At 64.9% G+C, this 15,778-nt stretch carries 13 protein-coding genes; 12 read left to right on the forward strand and 1 reads right to left on the reverse strand.

Annotated features, from left to right (window positions below; all coding sequences use genetic code 11):
- Window positions 1-20 precede the first annotated feature (20 nt).
- The 9 genes from argC (at window position 21) to ABHM97_RS18165 (ending at window position 9,571) form a co-directional block, all read left to right on the forward strand.
- A complete protein-coding gene (argC, locus tag ABHM97_RS18125) occupies window positions 21-1,052 on the forward strand; it encodes an N-acetyl-gamma-glutamyl-phosphate reductase (RefSeq protein ID WP_235521868.1) in 1,032 nt (343 codons plus the stop codon).
- The gene (gene argJ, locus ABHM97_RS18130; protein WP_349471740.1) at window positions 1,049-2,215 is read left to right on the forward strand and encodes a bifunctional glutamate N-acetyltransferase/amino-acid acetyltransferase ArgJ; all 1,167 of its coding nucleotides are present in this window, start codon (window positions 1,049-1,051) and stop codon (window positions 2,213-2,215) included. The genes argC and argJ overlap by 4 nt, the downstream gene beginning before the upstream one ends.
- 10 nt (window positions 2,216-2,225) lie before the next feature.
- Window positions 2,226-3,170, forward strand: coding sequence for an acetylglutamate kinase (argB, locus tag ABHM97_RS18135; RefSeq protein ID WP_235521870.1), 945 nt, complete (start codon window positions 2,226-2,228; stop codon window positions 3,168-3,170).
- Complete coding sequence (locus tag ABHM97_RS18140) at window positions 3,167-4,507, forward strand: acetylornithine transaminase (RefSeq protein WP_349471741.1); 1,341 nt, start codon at window positions 3,167-3,169, stop codon at window positions 4,505-4,507. The genes argB and ABHM97_RS18140 overlap by 4 nt, the downstream gene beginning before the upstream one ends.
- Window positions 4,504-5,508 carry an ornithine carbamoyltransferase gene (gene argF / locus ABHM97_RS18145; RefSeq protein ID WP_349471742.1) on the forward strand — a complete coding sequence of 335 codons (1,005 nt, stop codon included), beginning with the start codon at window positions 4,504-4,506 and terminating at the stop codon, window positions 5,506-5,508. Before ABHM97_RS18140 ends, argF begins: the two co-directional genes overlap by 4 nt.
- Entirely contained in the window at window positions 5,508-6,044 is a 537-nt protein-coding gene (locus ABHM97_RS18150) for an arginine repressor (protein WP_235521873.1), read from the forward strand. The genes argF and ABHM97_RS18150 overlap by 1 nt, the downstream gene beginning before the upstream one ends.
- Window positions 6,045-6,129: 85 nt before the next feature.
- A complete protein-coding gene (locus tag ABHM97_RS18155; protein WP_235521874.1) occupies window positions 6,130-7,335 on the forward strand; it encodes an argininosuccinate synthase in 1,206 nt (401 codons plus the stop codon).
- Window positions 7,335-8,750: an argininosuccinate lyase gene (argH, locus tag ABHM97_RS18160; RefSeq protein WP_349471743.1), complete on the forward strand. Its 1,416-nt coding sequence runs from the start codon at window positions 7,335-7,337 to the stop codon at window positions 8,748-8,750. The genes ABHM97_RS18155 and argH overlap by 1 nt, the downstream gene beginning before the upstream one ends.
- An 83-nt stretch (window positions 8,751-8,833) precedes the next feature.
- The gene (locus ABHM97_RS18165) at window positions 8,834-9,571 is read left to right on the forward strand and encodes a maleylpyruvate isomerase family mycothiol-dependent enzyme (protein WP_349471744.1); all 738 of its coding nucleotides are present in this window, start codon (window positions 8,834-8,836) and stop codon (window positions 9,569-9,571) included.
- A 142-nt stretch (window positions 9,572-9,713) separates the two neighbouring features.
- On the opposite strand, the gene ABHM97_RS18170 is transcribed toward ABHM97_RS18165, so the two are convergent.
- Window positions 9,714-11,213 (reverse strand): DNA-3-methyladenine glycosylase 2 family protein, encoded by a 1,500-nt coding sequence (locus ABHM97_RS18170; protein WP_349471745.1) that lies wholly within the window; start codon window positions 11,211-11,213, stop codon window positions 9,714-9,716.
- Between the two features lie 82 nt (window positions 11,214-11,295).
- Between ABHM97_RS18170 and ABHM97_RS18175 the strand changes: the two genes are divergently transcribed.
- The 3 genes from ABHM97_RS18175 (at window position 11,296) to tyrS (ending at window position 15,631) form a co-directional block, all read left to right on the forward strand.
- Window positions 11,296-11,964, forward strand: a complete 669-nt coding sequence (locus ABHM97_RS18175) for a DNA-3-methyladenine glycosylase (RefSeq protein ID WP_349471746.1) — start codon at window positions 11,296-11,298, stop codon at window positions 11,962-11,964.
- Between the two features lie 90 nt (window positions 11,965-12,054).
- Window positions 12,055-14,283, forward strand: a complete 2,229-nt coding sequence (locus tag ABHM97_RS18180) for an ATP-binding domain-containing protein (protein ID WP_349471747.1) — start codon at window positions 12,055-12,057, stop codon at window positions 14,281-14,283.
- Window positions 14,284-14,320: 37 nt separating this feature from the next.
- On the forward strand, window positions 14,321-15,631 hold the full coding sequence (gene tyrS, locus ABHM97_RS18185; RefSeq protein ID WP_349471748.1) for a tyrosine--tRNA ligase: 1,311 nt from the start codon (window positions 14,321-14,323) through the stop codon (window positions 15,629-15,631).
- Window positions 15,632-15,778: the final 147 nt, after the last annotated feature.

Below are 15,778 nucleotides of genomic sequence, written 5' to 3' on the forward strand. Positions count from 1 at the left end.
TCTTGCTGTATAGTGGAGTCATGACTATTTCTGTTGCCGTCTCCGGTGCCAGCGGCTACGCCGGGGGAGAAGTGCTGCGCTTGCTCGCGGGCCATCCGAACGTCACCATCGGTGCGATCACGGCGCACAGCAACGCCGGTTCCAGACTAGGGGAGTTGCAGCCGCATCTCCATGGTTTGGCCAGCCGGATCCTTGAAGACACCACGGTGGAAAACCTGTCCGGCCACGATGTGGTGTTCCTGGCCCTTCCCCATGGCGCTTCCGCAGAGATCGCCGCCCAGCTGCCTGAAGGCACCGTAGTGATCGACGCCGGCGCGGACCACCGCCTCCAGGACGCCGCGGCGTGGGAAAAGTTCTACGGCTCGGACCACGCGGGCACCTGGCCTTACGGCCTGCCGGAACTGCCGGGGCAGCGTGAGGCGCTCAAGGGCGCCACCCGCATCGCAGTCCCGGGCTGCTACCCGACGTCGGCCCTGCTCGCCTTGACGCCCGGGTTCGCCAAAAATCTCCTCCTGACGGACGACGTCGTCATTGTCGCCGCCTCAGGCACCTCGGGCGCCGGCAAGGCAGCCAAAGTCAACCTCATTGGCAGTGAAGTCATGGGTTCCATGAGCCCGTATGGCGTGGGTGGCGGTCATCGCCACACGCCGGAAATCGAACAGGGCCTGTCCAATGCCGCGGGCGAGCCGGTCACGGTGTCCTTCACGCCCACCCTCGCCCCGATGAGCAGGGGCATCCTCACGACGGCGACCGCAAAGGCCGGGCACGGCGTGACGTACGCCGAACTCCGGCAGGCCTGGGCAGATGCCTACGACGACGAGCCGTTCGTCCACCTGCTGCCAGAGGGCCAGTGGCCCACCACCAAATCGGTGCAGGGTTCCAACCATGCCGTCATGCAACTGGCGTTTGACCAGCACACAGGCCGCGTGATCGTGACCTGCGCTATCGACAACCTCACCAAGGGGACCGCTGGCGGCGCCGTGCAGTCCATGAACATTGCCCTCGGCCTGGATGAAACGGCCGGCCTGAACCTGCAGGGAGTAGCACCGTGACCATTACCGCCCCCAAGGGATTCCGCGCCGCTGGCGTCACAGCCGGCATCAAGGCATCAGGCAACCCGGACCTCGCCCTGGTCGTCAACGACGGACCGTCGAAGGCAGCCGCTGCTGTGTTCACCTCCAACCGCGTAGCGGCCGCTCCCGTGCACTGGTCCCGCCAGGTGGTCAGCGACGGCCGTGTGGACGCCGTCGTTCTGAACTCCGGGGGTGCCAACGCCTGCACCGGACCGCAGGGTTTCCAGAACACCCACGCAACCGCGGAGAAAGTGGCTGACGTGCTGGGAGTCTCAGCTTCCGACGTCGTGGTTTGCTCTACTGGCCTGATCGGCGAGCAACTGCCCATGGACAAAATCCTCCCGGGCGTCGAAGCGGCCGCCAAAGAGCTCAGCGAGGACGGCGGTCCCGCTGCGGCCACGGCCATCATGACCACGGACAGCGTTTCCAAGGAAGCGGTTTTCACGGGAACCGATGCTGAAGGCAAGCAGTTCACCGTGGGTGGCATTGCCAAAGGTGCCGGCATGTTGGCACCAGGCTTGGCAACCATGCTGGTGGTCCTGACTACGGACGCCGAGGTGCCTGCTGACGAGCTCGACGTCGTCCTCCGCGACGCAACGCGCGTCACCTTTGACCGTGCCGACTCGGACGGCTGTATGTCCACGAACGACACTGTGGTGCTGCTGGCATCCGGGGCCTCCGAAGCCCTGCCTTCCACCGAGCAGTTGAGCGAAGCCGTGACTCGGGTCTGCGCCGAGCTGGCCCGCAAGCTCATCGGCGACGCCGAGGGCGCCAGCCACGACATCGCCATCCGCACCTTCAACGCTGCCAGCGAACGGGACGCCGAAACCGTCAGCCGGTCCGTCGCCCGGTCCAACCTTTTCAAGGCCGCCATCTTCGGCAAGGACCCCAACTGGGGCCGTGTCCTCTCCGCTGTGGGAACAACGGACGCCGTGTTCGAAGCCGATCAACTCAACGTCGCCATGAACGGCGTCCAGATCTGCCGGAACGGCAGCATTGGCGAGGACCGCAACCTGGTGGACCTTGAGCCGCGCGAAGTTCTGGTCGAAATCGACCTGCAGGCCGGCGAGGCCGAGGCGACAATCTGGACCAATGACCTCACGCACGATTACGTGCATGAGAACAGCGCCTACTCAAGCTGAGCGGAAAACGATGACTGCGCACACTCGGGAGACCACGTCAATGAGCGACGCCCAGGACAAGGCCGGGACACTGATCGAAGCGTTGCCGTGGATCCAACGCTTCGCCGGGACCACCATGGTGATCAAGTATGGCGGAAACGCCATGGTCAATGACGAGCTGCGCCGTGCCTTCGCTGAGGACATCGTGTTCCTCCACCACGTGGGCATCCACCCCGTGGTGGTTCACGGCGGCGGCCCCCAAATCAACTCCATGCTCAGCCGGCTTGGCATTGAATCCGAGTTCAAGGGAGGCCTCCGGGTCACCACGCCCGAGGCCATGGACGTAGTCCGCATGGTCCTCACCGGCCAGGTAGGCCGCGAACTCGTCGGCCTCATCAACTCCCACGGACCGTACGCCGTCGGCATGTCCGGCGAGGATGGCGGCTTGTTGCGCGCCGTACGCACCGGCACCGTTGTTGATGGCGAGGAAGTGGACCTTGGCCTGGTAGGAGAGGTTGTAGGGGTTGACCCCGCAGGTATCAAGGACATCCTCGACGCCGGGCGCATCCCCGTGATTTCGACCGTCGCTCCCGAAATCCTGGACACGGGAGACGGTACCGGCTCCACCACCGGCCAGGTGCTCAACGTCAACGCGGACACCGCCGCCGCAGCCGTTGCTTCCGCACTGGGCGCCACCAAGCTCGTCATCCTGACCGACGTCGAGGGCCTCTACGCCAACTGGCCGGACAAGTCCTCGCTGATCTCCTCGCTGACGGCCACCGAGCTCCGTGAAATGCTGCCTCGCCTGGAGTCCGGAATGATCCCTAAAATGGCCGCCTGCCTCAAAGCAATCGACGAAGGCGTGCAGCGCGCCCACATCGTGGACGGGCGCCTCGCGCACTCGATGCTGCTGGAAACCTTTACGACCGCGGGTATCGGCACCCAGGTTGTCCCCGACGAGGAAGTGAACGCATGAGTACCGAACTGAGCCATTCCGCCGAAAGCCGCAGCAGCCATGGGGGGCCGGGTGTGGTTGGGCACCGCGAAGCGGGCGGGGCCCCCATCGCTGCGGAGGCTGCCGCAACCACCCTCGTTACCCAGAGCTCGGGAGCTGACTGGCTTGCCCGTTACTCGTCCTCGCTCATGGGCGTCTTCGGCACCCCGCAGCGTGTCCTGGTGCGCGGCGCCGGCTGCCTGGTGTGGGACGCCGACGGCAAGGAATACCTTGACCTCCTCGGCGGCATCGCCGTCAACGCGCTGGGCCACGCCCACCCGTTCGTCACGTCGGTCATTTCAAGCCAGCTCGCCACTCTTGGCCATGTGTCCAACTTCTTTACAAGCCCAACGCAGATCGCGCTCGCCGAGAAGCTCCTGGCGATCTCCAACGCTCCCGCGGGTTCCAAGGTGTTCTTCGCGAACTCCGGCACGGAGGCCAACGAGGCCGCGTTCAAGCTCGCCCGCCGGAACAACTCCGACGGCAAGCGCACCAAGATCATCGCACTCGAAGGTGCTTTCCACGGACGCACCATGGGCGCTTTGGCGCTCACGGCCAAGGAAGCGTACCGCGCCCCGTTTGAACCACTGCCCGGTGGCGTGGTCCACATTCCGTTCGATGACATCGAGGCGTTGCGTGCCGCCGTCGACGATTCCACCGCAGCCGTTTTTCTGGAACCCATCCAGGGCGAAGCGGGCGTCCGGCCCCTCAGCGCCGACTACCTGCAGGCGGCCCGTGAGGCCACCGCGGCCGCTGGGGCGTTGCTCATCCTGGATGAGGTCCAGACCGGCATCGGCCGCACCGGCAAGTGGCTGGCCAGCGAGGATGCGGGCATCGTGCCCGACGCCGTCACGCTCGCCAAGGGCCTCGGTGGCGGCTTCCCGGTGGGTGCCTTGATCACTTTCGGAAGTACGACGTCGGCCCTGCTCACCGCAGGACAGCACGGCACCACTTTCGGTGGGAACCCGGTGGCCACGGCCGCCGCGCTCGCCACGCTGCACGCGATCGAAAGCCAGGGCGTCTTGCAGAACGTGCTGGCCGTCGGGGCACACCTGCGCGAGGGCCTGGCCGCCGTGGAGGCCGTCACCGATGTCCGCGGCGAGGGCCTGCTGATCGGCTTCGATGTGAACGCCGACATCGCACCCGCCATGGTGACGGCAGCTTTGGATGCCGGCTTCATCATCAACAGTCCAGGACCACGGACCATCCGCCTCGCACCTCCGCTGATCCTGACCACCGGGCAGGCCGACCGATTCCTGTCAGCTTTGCCCGCCTTGATCGCCACGGCTACCGCCCAAACCGCTAAGGACGCACAGTGAGCACGTCAACCACCCGCCACTTCCTCAAGGACACGGACCTGAGCCCTGCCGAGCAGGCCGAGGTCCTGGACCTCGCCGTCAGGATGAAGGCAGCGCCGTACAGCGTGCAGCCCTTCGCCGCGGAGAGCAACGGCCGCAAGACCGTGGCCGTGATCTTCGACAAGACCTCCACCCGCACGCGCGTCTCCTTCGCCACAGGCATTGCGGACATGGGCGGCAACGCCCTGATCATCAATCCGGGTGAAGCGCAGATTGGCCACAAGGAATCCGTGGAAGACACCGCGAAGGTCCTGGAGCGCATGGTCTCCACCATCGTGTGGCGTACCGGCGCCCATTCAGGCCTCGTGGCCATGGCGGAAAACTCCAAGGTTCCCGTCATCAATGCCCTCTGCGACGATTACCACCCGTGCCAACTCCTTGCAGATCTCCTGACCGTGAAGGAGCACAAGGGCGAACTGGCCGGACTGACCATGGCCTACCTGGGGGACGCAGCCAACAACATGGCCAACTCCTACCTGCTGGCCGGCGTGACGGCCGGTATGCACGTCCGCATCTCCGGCCCCGAAGGCTACCTGCCGGCTCCGGAAATCGTGGCAGCAGCCGAGGAACGCGCCGCGGAGACCGGTGGTTCCGTCCTGATCACCAGCGATGCCGCCGAAGCCCTCAAGGGCGCCGACGTCGTGGCGACGGACACGTGGGTTTCCATGGGCCAGGAAGCCGAAAAGGAAGCCCGCTTGCAGCTGTTCCGCGACTACTCCGTGGATGAAGCTGCCATGGCGCAAGCCGCGCCGGACGCCGTCGTTCTTCACTGCCTTCCTGCTTACCGCGGCTACGAGATTTCTGCCGGCGTCATCGATGGCCCGCAGTCGATCGTGTGGGACGAGGCCGAGAACCGCCTGCACGCCCAGAAGGCACTCATGGCGTGGCTGATGCACCGCTCGGGGCTTGCCTTCGTCGAGGGTCTTTCGCCGGTTGAAGGCACCGGGGAGAGCACGTTCTAGTGTCCACCAATCCGTCCGTGCCGGGCGCAAGCCCAGCCACCAAGACTGCCCGCCAGGCGCGTATCACCGCGATCCTGACGGGTGAGTCCGTGCGTTCCCAGGCAGAGCTTGCAGCTCTGTTGGCGGACGACGGCGTCCAGGTCACCCAGGCCACTCTGTCCCGCGACCTTGTGGAACTGGGTGCCGTGCGGGTGCGTGGAAAGGATGGCGCATTGGTCTACGCAGTGCCGGGCGAAGGCGGCGACCGCAACGCCAAGAGCGGGGTCACCCAGGAAATCCTTGATGCACGGCTCTCCAGGCTCTGCGGGGAACTGCTGGTGACGGCGGAAGCATCGGGCAACATCGTCGTCCTGCGCACGCCTCCGGGTGCGGCGAACTTCCTGGCACTCGCCGTCGACCACTCCGTGATGCCGTCCGTATTGGGTACGATCGCAGGCGACGACACTTTGCTGCTGGTCGCACGGGACCCCGACGGCGGGGCAGAACTGGCAGCCCGATTCCTGCGGATGGCCGAAGAAGCCGGCCCGGGCAACTAACTGCTTTACACAGTATTGATTCAGCAGCACCTAATTCACACAGCATTGATTCGAATGAACCAAGCAACAACAAAGGAGCACACTCGTGACTGAGCGCATTGTTCTGGCCTACTCCGGTGGCCTTGATACGTCCGTAGCCATTGGCTGGATCGGTGAAGCCACCGGCGCCGAGGTCATCGCTGTGGCCGTCGACGTTGGACAGGGCGGCGAGTCCCTGGAGACCATCCGCCAGCGCGCCCTCGGTTGCGGCGCCGTCGAGGCTTACGTCGCTGATGCCCGCGACGAGTTCGCCAACGAGTACGCCATGCCCACGCTGAAGGCCAACGCCCTCTACCAGGGTCACTACCCGCTGGTTTCGGCGATCTCGCGTCCGGTCATCGTCAAGCACCTCGTGAAGGCTGCCCGCGAGTTCGGCGCCACCACCGTTGCCCACGGCTGCACCGGCAAGGGCAACGACCAGGTCCGCTTCGAAGTGGGCATCCAGACCCTCGGCCCGGACCTGAAGTGCATCGCACCCGTCCGCGACCTCGCGCTGACCCGCGACAAGGCCATTGCCTTCGCCGAGGAAAAGGGCCTGCCGATCGAGACCACCAAGAAGAACCCGTACTCAATCGACCAGAACGTCTGGGGACGCGCCGTCGAAACCGGCTACCTTGAGGACATCTGGAACGCGCCCACCAAGGACATTTACGACTACACGGCCACCCCGGAATTCCCGCCGGCACCGGATGAGGTCATCATCTCCTTCCAGGCCGGCGTGCCGGTAGCGATCGACGGCGTGAAGGTCACCCCGCTGCAGGCCATCCAGGAACTGAACCGCCGTGCAGGCGCCCAGGGCGTTGGCCGCATCGACGTCGTCGAGGACCGCCTGGTTGGCATCAAGTCCCGCGAGATCTATGAAGCCCCGGGTGCCATGGCGCTGATCACCGCCCACAAGCACCTTGAAGACATCACCATCGAACGCGAGCAGGCCCGTTTCAAGGCCACCGTTGGCCAGCGCTGGGCAGAGCTGGTCTACGACGGCCAGTGGTTCTCCCCGCTGAAGCGCTCCCTGGATGCCTTCATCGAGGACACCCAGAAGTACGTTTCCGGTGACATCCGTATGGTCCTGCACGGTGGCCAGGCAATCGTTAACGGTCGCCGCTCCGAGACGTCGCTGTACGACTTCGACCTCGCCACCTACGACACCGGCGACACCTTCGACCAGTCCATGGCACGCGGCTTCATCGAGCTGTGGGGCATGTCCTCCAAGGTTGCTTCCGGCCGCGACCTGCGGGTTGCGGGCGAGTAATGACGTCGGCAACAAACGAAGGCGCACTGTGGGGTGGGCGGTTCGCCGGCGGCCCTGCGGATGCGCTGGCCGCACTGAGCAAGTCCACGCACTTTGACTGGCGGCTGGCCCGCTACGATATCGCCGGTTCCAAGGCGCACGCACGCGTGCTCGCCAAGGCCGGACTGCTGGATGACGCTGAGCTTGAAGGCATGCTCGCTGCCCTTACCCAGCTGGACGAGGACGTCGCCAGTGGCGCCTACCTTCCCGCTGAGAGCGACGAGGACGTGCACGGTTCACTGGAGCGTGGGCTGATCGAGCGTGCCGGCACCCAGTTGGGCGGCAAGCTTCGCGCCGGCCGTTCGAGGAACGACCAGGTGGCTACCCTTGGCCGCATGTTCCTTCGGGACCACGCGCGCATTATTGCCCAGGGAGTGCTGGCCACGGTTGACGCACTGGTTGAGCAGGCGAAGGCCCACCACGGTGTCGCCATGCCTGGCCGCACGCACCTGCAGCACGCCCAGCCGGTCCTTTTGAGCCATCACTTGCTGGCGCACGCCTGGGCTTTGCTGCGCGATGTGCAGCGCGTCCAGGACTGGGACAAGCGGGCCGGTGTTTCGCCGTACGGTTCGGGTGCGTTGGCCGGTTCGTCGCTGGGCCTGGACCCTGAGGCTGTTGCCGCGGACCTGGGGTTCTTCTCGGCCGTGCACAACTCGATCGACGGCACCGCTTCCCGCGACGTCTTCGCCGAGTTCGCCTGGGTCTGCTCCATGATCGGCGTGGACCTGTCCCGGATCTCCGAGGAAGTCATCTTCTGGGCCACCAAGGAGTTCTCCTTCGTCACGCTGCATGACTCGTACTCCACCGGGTCATCGATCATGCCGCAGAAGAAGAACCCGGACGTTGCCGAGCTCGCACGTGGCAAGGCCGGCCGCCTCATTGGCAACCTGACCGGGTTGCTGGCGACGCTCAAGGGCTTGCCTCTTGCCTACAACCGTGACCTTCAGGAGGACAAGGAGCCTGTGTTCGACGCTGCCGACACCCTTGAGCTGCTGCTCCCGGCCGTGTCCGGCATGATCGCCACCCTGAAGTTCAACACTGACCGGATGGAATCCTTGGCTCCCCAGGGCTTTGCGCTGGCCACGGACATCGCAGAATGGCTGGTCCGCCAGGGCGTGCCCTTCCGTGAAGCCCACGAGCTGTCTGGTGCTGCCGTCAAGCAGGCCGAAAGCCGTGGCGTTGAGCTGTGGGACCTGACGGACGAGGAATACGCGGCGATCTCCGAGCACCTTACTCCCGAGGTCCGCAGCGTGCTCAGCACCGAAGGCTCGCTCAACAGCCGGAACTCCCAGGGCGGCACGGCACCAGCCGCCGTCGAACGCCAACTGGCGGCACTGGAAGCGGAACTGGACGCAGCCCGTTCTTACGCAGGCTAGTACAGCTGGACCTTGAACACCCCTGTGGGATGGCACATCATGTGCCGTCCCACAGGTGTTTAAGCGTGCGTTAGCATGGCGCTATGACTCAGATCACCCCTGGGGCGTTGCCCGCAGAGCTTCACAAAGCCGCCGGCACCGTCACCCGCCTCCTCGCCAAACTGGACGACGCCTCCGTCGCTGGCCCATCCCAGCTCCCCGGTTGGACCCGCGGCCACGTGCTGGCGCACATCACCGGAATCGCCAACGCGATGGCCCGCCAACTCGACTACGCACGGCGCGGCGAGAAGATCGAACTGTACGACGGCGGCATGGACGGCCGTAACAAGGCAATCGAACTTGCGGCGGGACACAGCGTGGCCCAGCACACGGAGTCAGTTACCAAGGCGGTGGAGTCCGCGGTTGCGTCGTTCGATGCCTTGGAACCCGACGATTGGCAAGCGCCCATCACCTACCGTGACGGGACAGTGCTCGACGGCGGACTGGCACTGTGGCGCGAACTGACCATCCATGCCTCGGACCTGGGGCTCGGCTTTGGACCAGAGACGTGGAGCCGGCCGTTCTGCGAACACCTCATCGGGTTCCTGGCGGCCCGTGTTCCGGGAGAGTACAAGCTGGTACTTCAACCCACGGGCCTTCCCCAGATGAGCATCGGCAGTGGCAGCACCTCCATCGCCATCACCGGAATGCTGACGGACATCGCCGCGTGGCTAGCCGGCCGCGAACCCAGCCTCGGAAGCCTGCGTGCCACCGCAGCCGCCGACGGCGTAGAACTACCTGAGCTCCTGCCCTGGCCCGCGGCCCAGCCAGCCACCCGCTAACCGCTGACGCTCTCTCACGTCCCGGACGCTTGGGGCGGACGCTCTCTCACGTCCCGGACGTTTGGGCCGGACGCTCTCTCACGTCCCGGACGTTTGGGGCGGACGCTCTCTCACGTCCCGGACGTTTGGGCCGGTCGCTCACTCACGTCCCGGACGTTTGGGCCGGACGCTTGGCCGCGGCCCGCCACAGGTGCATGGTGGCGTAGGAGCGCCACGGGCTGACTTCCGTGAAGTCGGGGCTGAGCCCCGAAAGGACCGGCAGGACTTTCAACCCGTTCCGGACGGCGGCGTCGTTGGCAAGGAAGACATCAGGGGCGCCCAGCACACGCATGGCAACATACCCAACCGTCCATGGCCCCACGCCGGGGAGCGGGAGCAATTTGCGTTCCAGGCTTTCAAAGTCGTCGCCGTACCCAAAATCGAGTTTCCCTGTGGCCATGGCTTCACTGGCGTACATGATCGAGTCGATCCGGCGCTGGGGCCCGCGCAGCAGTGCCCGACCCTTGTCGGCGAGTTCCGCCGTCGTCGGAAACAGCCTCTCCAGTCCTGGCCCGGCCCCTTCGATGGTGGAGCCGGCCGCGGAGAGCTGGGTCAGCGCGGTGCGGGCGGCAGCCACAGTGATCTGTTGACCGATCATTGCCCTCACCAGGAGTTCCTCGGGGTCGACAGCTCCAGGCATCCGGATACCGGGGATCGTTGTGACGCTGGACGCGAGTCGGGGGTCCGCTGCGAGGGCATCATCGATCGCCCGTGGATCAGCGTCCAGGTCGAACAGCCTCCGGACACGGCTCAGCAGGGTGGGGAGGTCATGGAGGTCTACGGCGCTGACGTTGAGCAACAGCTTGGCGGGGAGGGACGGCTTGTAGGAAACCGAGAACGACGCGGTACTTCGGGGGAGGCGCAGGGTGCGTCCATAGGTCCTGGTTCCGTCCTCGGAGGTGCTGGCATATTCGATGCCGGGAATGGCACGAACCGCCAGAAAGTCGAAAATCCCGGGATCGAACGGTTCCCTGTAGGGCAGGTTCAACGTCAGTGCCGCGGGAGCTCCGACCGGCGACGTCCCAGCACGCCAGCGTTGCACGGACTTTGCGCCGGTGGCGCGTAACGCCGTCGGGGTCATCGCGAATACTTCGCCGATCGTGTCGTTGAATTGCCGCACGCTGTTGAAGCCGGACGCAAACGCCACATCCGCGAGCAGCATGTCCGTGGAGACCAGCAGCGTCCTGGCTGTCTGCGCCCTGCTTGCGCGGGCCAGTGAGAGTGGACCGGCGCCCAGTTCCTGGCTGAGGATGCGGTTGAGCTGCCGTGCCGAGTAGCCCAGACGGTGGGCAAGGCCGTCCACGCCCTCGCGCGTGATGACGCCGTCGTTGATCAGCCGCATTGCCCGGCCGGCGATGTCTGAGCGGATGTTCCACGCCGGCGTTCCAGGGACTGCCTCAGGGAGGCAGCGTTTGCACGCGCGGTAGCCGGCCTCGTGCGCTGCAGCCGAGGTCTCATAGAACGTGACGTTTTCGGCCTTCGGCGTCCGGGCGGGGCACGACGGTCGGCAATAGATGCCGGTGGAGCTGACAGCAGTAAAGAATTGACCGTCGAACCGGATGTCGCGGGCGTCAATTGCCCTGTAGCGCTGCCAGAAGTCCATGGCTCCATCCTGCCAGCGGAACTGGGCGACTGCTAGCGGAAATCGGACATAGCCGTTCGGGCGACTTTGCTAGGGTCTGGGCATGAGCCAGTCCGTGGAGAACTACCTTCTCGAGCCAGCCAAGGTCCGCGAATTCCTCGCGGGAGATCCGCGTGCCATCGCTCCGTTGATCCTCGGCGGCGTCCTGACGCACCACTCCGAAGCCGGTCCTGTTTCGGTCAGGCTTACGGAGGTGGAGGCGTACATGGGCCCACGGGGTTCGGAACACCCGGATCCCGGATCGCACACCTTTGGCGGCCCCACGCCACGGAACGCACCCATGTTCGGCCCTGCGGGGTTTCTGTACGTCTACTTCACCTACGGCATGCATTACTGTGCCAACATCGTCTGCGGTCCCGACGGCGCTGCTTCCGCGCTGCTCCTGCGGGCAGGCGAAATTGTGGAAGGAGAAGGGCTGGCAGCCCTCCGGAGGCCGGCGTCCAAGGCTCACAAAGACTTGGCCAGCGGACCTGCCAGGCTCGCTTCGGCGTTGGGACTTACGACGGCGGACACCGGACGTGACGCGCTCGCGGAACCGTTCAGCCTCTGGTTGCCCAGGACCCCGGCGGCAGCGGTGGCGAGCGGCCCGCGAGTGGGGGTTGCCGGACCGGGAGGAAGCACTGACTATCCGTGGCGTTTCTGGATCGAAGATGACCCCACGGTGTCGCGTTATAAAGCGGCAAAGGCCCGAAACCGCACGCCCGCCACATGACGTCATCCGCCACATGACTCCAGCCCCACACGTTTACCGAAATCGCTGTAGAATGGTAGGTCTGTCTTTTGCGATAGGGGTTACGGTTCGATGCACGACGCTGATTTGGTCCACGAGCAGGAATATGTGGCTGGGCTGTACGCCCGGCTCGATGAGCTGCGCGCAGAAAAGCGCGAGCAGCTGGCGCAAGTGCGCAAGACCGGCGCAGTGGGAACCATGCAGAACGTTTCCGAACGTGACGCCTTCGCGGCACTGTACGAAGACCGCCTGGCCCAGCTCGACGCCGTCGACGACCGCCTGGTGTTCGGCCGGCTGGATCTGGACTCCGGAGAAGCCCAGTACATCGGTCGCATCGGCCTGTCCACTGCCGACCTTCAACGGCTCATGGTCGACTGGCGTGCTCCCGAGGCAGGCCACTTCTACCAGGCGACCGCCTTCGATCGCCAAGGTGTGCGCCGTCGTCGGCACCTGATTCTGCAGGGCCGGGAAGTAAAGGCGATCGAAGACGACGTCCTGGACGCCGGTCTGCTGGCCGACGACGAGTCCCTTCAGGGCGAGGGTGCCCTCCTGGCGGCGCTGAACTCAAAGCGCACGGGCCGCATGTCCGACATCGTAGGTACCATCCAGTCGGAGCAGGACAGGATCATCCGTTCCTCCATTTCCGGAGCGCTTGTGGTTCAGGGCGGACCGGGTACCGGTAAGACTGCCGTCGCCCTGCACCGTGCTGCCTACCTGCTGTACACGCACCGGGATCGGCTCAAGAGCGCCGGCGTCCTGCTGGTTGGCCCGTCGTCGTCGTTCATGCACTACATCGAACGCGTGCTGCCCTCGCTGGGTGAAACCGGCGTGGTGATGGCCAGCCTGGGCCGCTTGATGCCGGGCATCAACGCCGTTCCCGAGGAAGACGCGGACGTTGCTGCCCTCAAGGGCAAGCTGGACATGGCCAAAGTTGTTGCCAACGCTGTTGCCAACCGGCAGCGGACCCCCGCCGAAGACCGCATCCTGGAAGTTGATTCGCGGAAACTCACCCTTACGGTCCGCCAGGTACGGCGTGCCCGGGAGAAAGCGCGTGCAACGGGCAAGCCGCATAACGAAGCCAGGCTCACTTTCGTCAAGATCCTCCTCCGCGAGCTCACTGAGCAGTTGACGGACCTTGTCGAAGAATCGAACATCGGCAACAACGCTGATCGCGCCTACCTCGCCGAAGACGTCCGCTCCGCGCGCGACGTCCGTATCGCCTTGAATCTTTGCTGGATGCCGATGACGCCGGAGAAACTCATCTCCGAGCTGTTCAGCAAGCCCGCCATCCTTGAGGCCTGCACGCCGAACCTTACGCCGGACCAGCGCGCACTCCTGCAGCGGCCCGTTGACGCCCCGTGGACCGAAGCGGACGTTCCTTTGCTGGACGAAGCAGCCGAGCTGCTGGGCGAACTTGACCCGGCCGCCGGCAGGGGATTGGCCCAGCAAGAAGCAGATCGTGCCCGCGACCTTGCCAACGCCAAGCAGACCCTTGCCAACATGGAAGCCATGGGCGTGGACGTCCTGGTGACCGCAGAGGAGCTTGCTGAGCAGAACCAGGAGCGCGAGGGCCGCCTCACGGCAGCCGAGCGTGCCACCAGCGACCGTTCATGGGCCTTTGGCCACATTGTGGTTGACGAAGCCCAGGAGCTTTCACCCATGCAGTGGCGGCTCCTGGTGCGGCGCTGCCCGCTCAAGTCCTTCACGATCGTGGGCGATATTGCCCAGACGAGCGCAGCGGCCGGTGCCAATTCGTGGCAAAGTGCCCTGGCGCCGTCGTTCGGTGACCGCTGGAGGCTTGAAGAACTCACGGTCAACTACCGCACTCCGTCGCAGATCGCCGAGGCTGCCGTCCGGATGGCTAATCGGGCGGGCCTTGTGGTCTCGGCCCCCAAGGCTGTCCGCGAGGGCAAATGGTCGCCCATTGTCGATCACGTAGAGGCCGACGGAATTGTCCCGCACCTGGTTGAGGTCCTGCCGGAGGAGGTGGAAGCGCTCGACGGCGGTCTGCTGGCAGTCATAGCCGACGGGCCCCTGCTTCCCCAGGCCACCGCTGCACTGCGGAAGGTCTATGGATCGCGTATCGGCACGGGTGCCGGAAGCTACGAGCAGGACATCGTCGTGATCAGCCCCAAGGAAGCAAAGGGCCTGGAATTCGACGGTGTTGTAGTCCTGGAACCGGCTGCCATGCTGAACCATGAACACGGCAAGGTGGGGGACCTCTACGTGGCCATGACCCGTGCCACGCAGCGCCTGCGCCTCATCGCCGCTGCTCCGGTACCGGCGGGCATCGAGCGCTAGGAAATTCACGGGCTGCAATCCTGCTAACTTAGATCTCGTGTCACACGTAAACAACCTCGAGTCCCAGCACAACGATCCCGCCTTTGCCAACGTCTGGCAGGAGCTCAAATGGCGCGGCCTTGTCCACGTTTCCACTGATGAAACGGAACTGGAAAAGCTGCTCGCCGGGGACCCGATCACGTATTACTGTGGCTTCGATCCCACCGCACCGTCACTGCACCTTGGCAACCTCGTGCAGTTGCTGGTGATGCGTCGCCTTCAGCTGGCCGGACACAAGCCGCTCGGCCTGGTGGGCGGATCCACCGGCCTGATCGGTGACCCACGCCCGACGGCGGAACGCACCCTGAACACCAAGGACACCGTTGCAGAGTGGGTCGGCTACCTTCAGGGCCAGGTCCGCCGTTTCCTGAGCTTCGAGGGCGAAAACCCGGCCCGGATGGTCAATAACCTTGATTGGACCGCCCCGCTGAGCGCCATCGACTTCCTGCGTGAAATTGGAAAGCACTTCCGTGTGGGCACCATGCTCCGCAAGGACGCTGTCGCCTCACGACTGAACTCGGACGAGGGCATCAGCTACACCGAATTCAGCTACCAGATCCTGCAGGGCATGGACTACCTCCAGCTGTTCCGCGACTACGGCTGTGCCCTGCAGACCGGCGGCTCGGACCAGTGGGGCAATCTCACCAGCGGCACGGAACTCATCCGCAAGGTGGAGGGCAAGAGCGTGCATGCCCTAGGCACACCGCTCATCACCAACTCGGACGGCACCAAGTTCGGCAAGAGCGAGGGCAACGCCATCTGGCTCGATCCCGAAATGTGCAGCCCGTACACGTTCTACCAGTTCTGGCTGAACACCGCGGATGCCGACGTCGTGGACCGGCTCAAGGTGTTCACCTTCCTTTCGCGTGCAGAGATCGAGGCGCTGGGGGAGTCCGTGGCGGAACGTCCCTTCGCCCGGGAAGGCCAGAAGAAGCTCGCCTACGAAGTCACCTCGCTGGTACACGGCGTAGACGCAACCGAGAAAGTGATTGCCGCTTCGGCTGCACTTTTCGGCAACGGCGACCTCACGGTTCTGGACGAACGCACCCTGGAAGCCGCCACTGCGGAACTTCCCTCGGCAACCATCGGCACAGACGGCTTGGGGATCATCGACCTCTTGGTTGCCTCGGGTCTCTCGGACAGCAAGTCCGCAGCCCGTCGGACTGTGGGCGAAGGCGGTGCCTACGTGAACAACGCCAAGGTTTCGGATCCCGACGCCGTCATCGGCCAGGACCAACTGCTTCACGGCCGGTACCTGCTGCTGCGACGCGGGAAAAAGAACCTCGCCACGATTGAGGTTTCCGCCTAAATCCATTCAGCAATCCAGCTCGAAAAGGGCCGGCAACCGTTATGGTTGCCGGCCTTTTTTGTGTTAAAGCCCCGTGGCTTTCGTTTCGGGTGGACGCTCTCTCACGTTCCGCCTGTTTCAGACCGACGCTCTCTCACGTTCCGCCGG

It is taken from the genome of Paenarthrobacter sp. CAP02, from assembly GCF_040137855.1.
GTDB lineage: Bacteria > Actinomycetota > Actinomycetes > Actinomycetales > Micrococcaceae > Arthrobacter.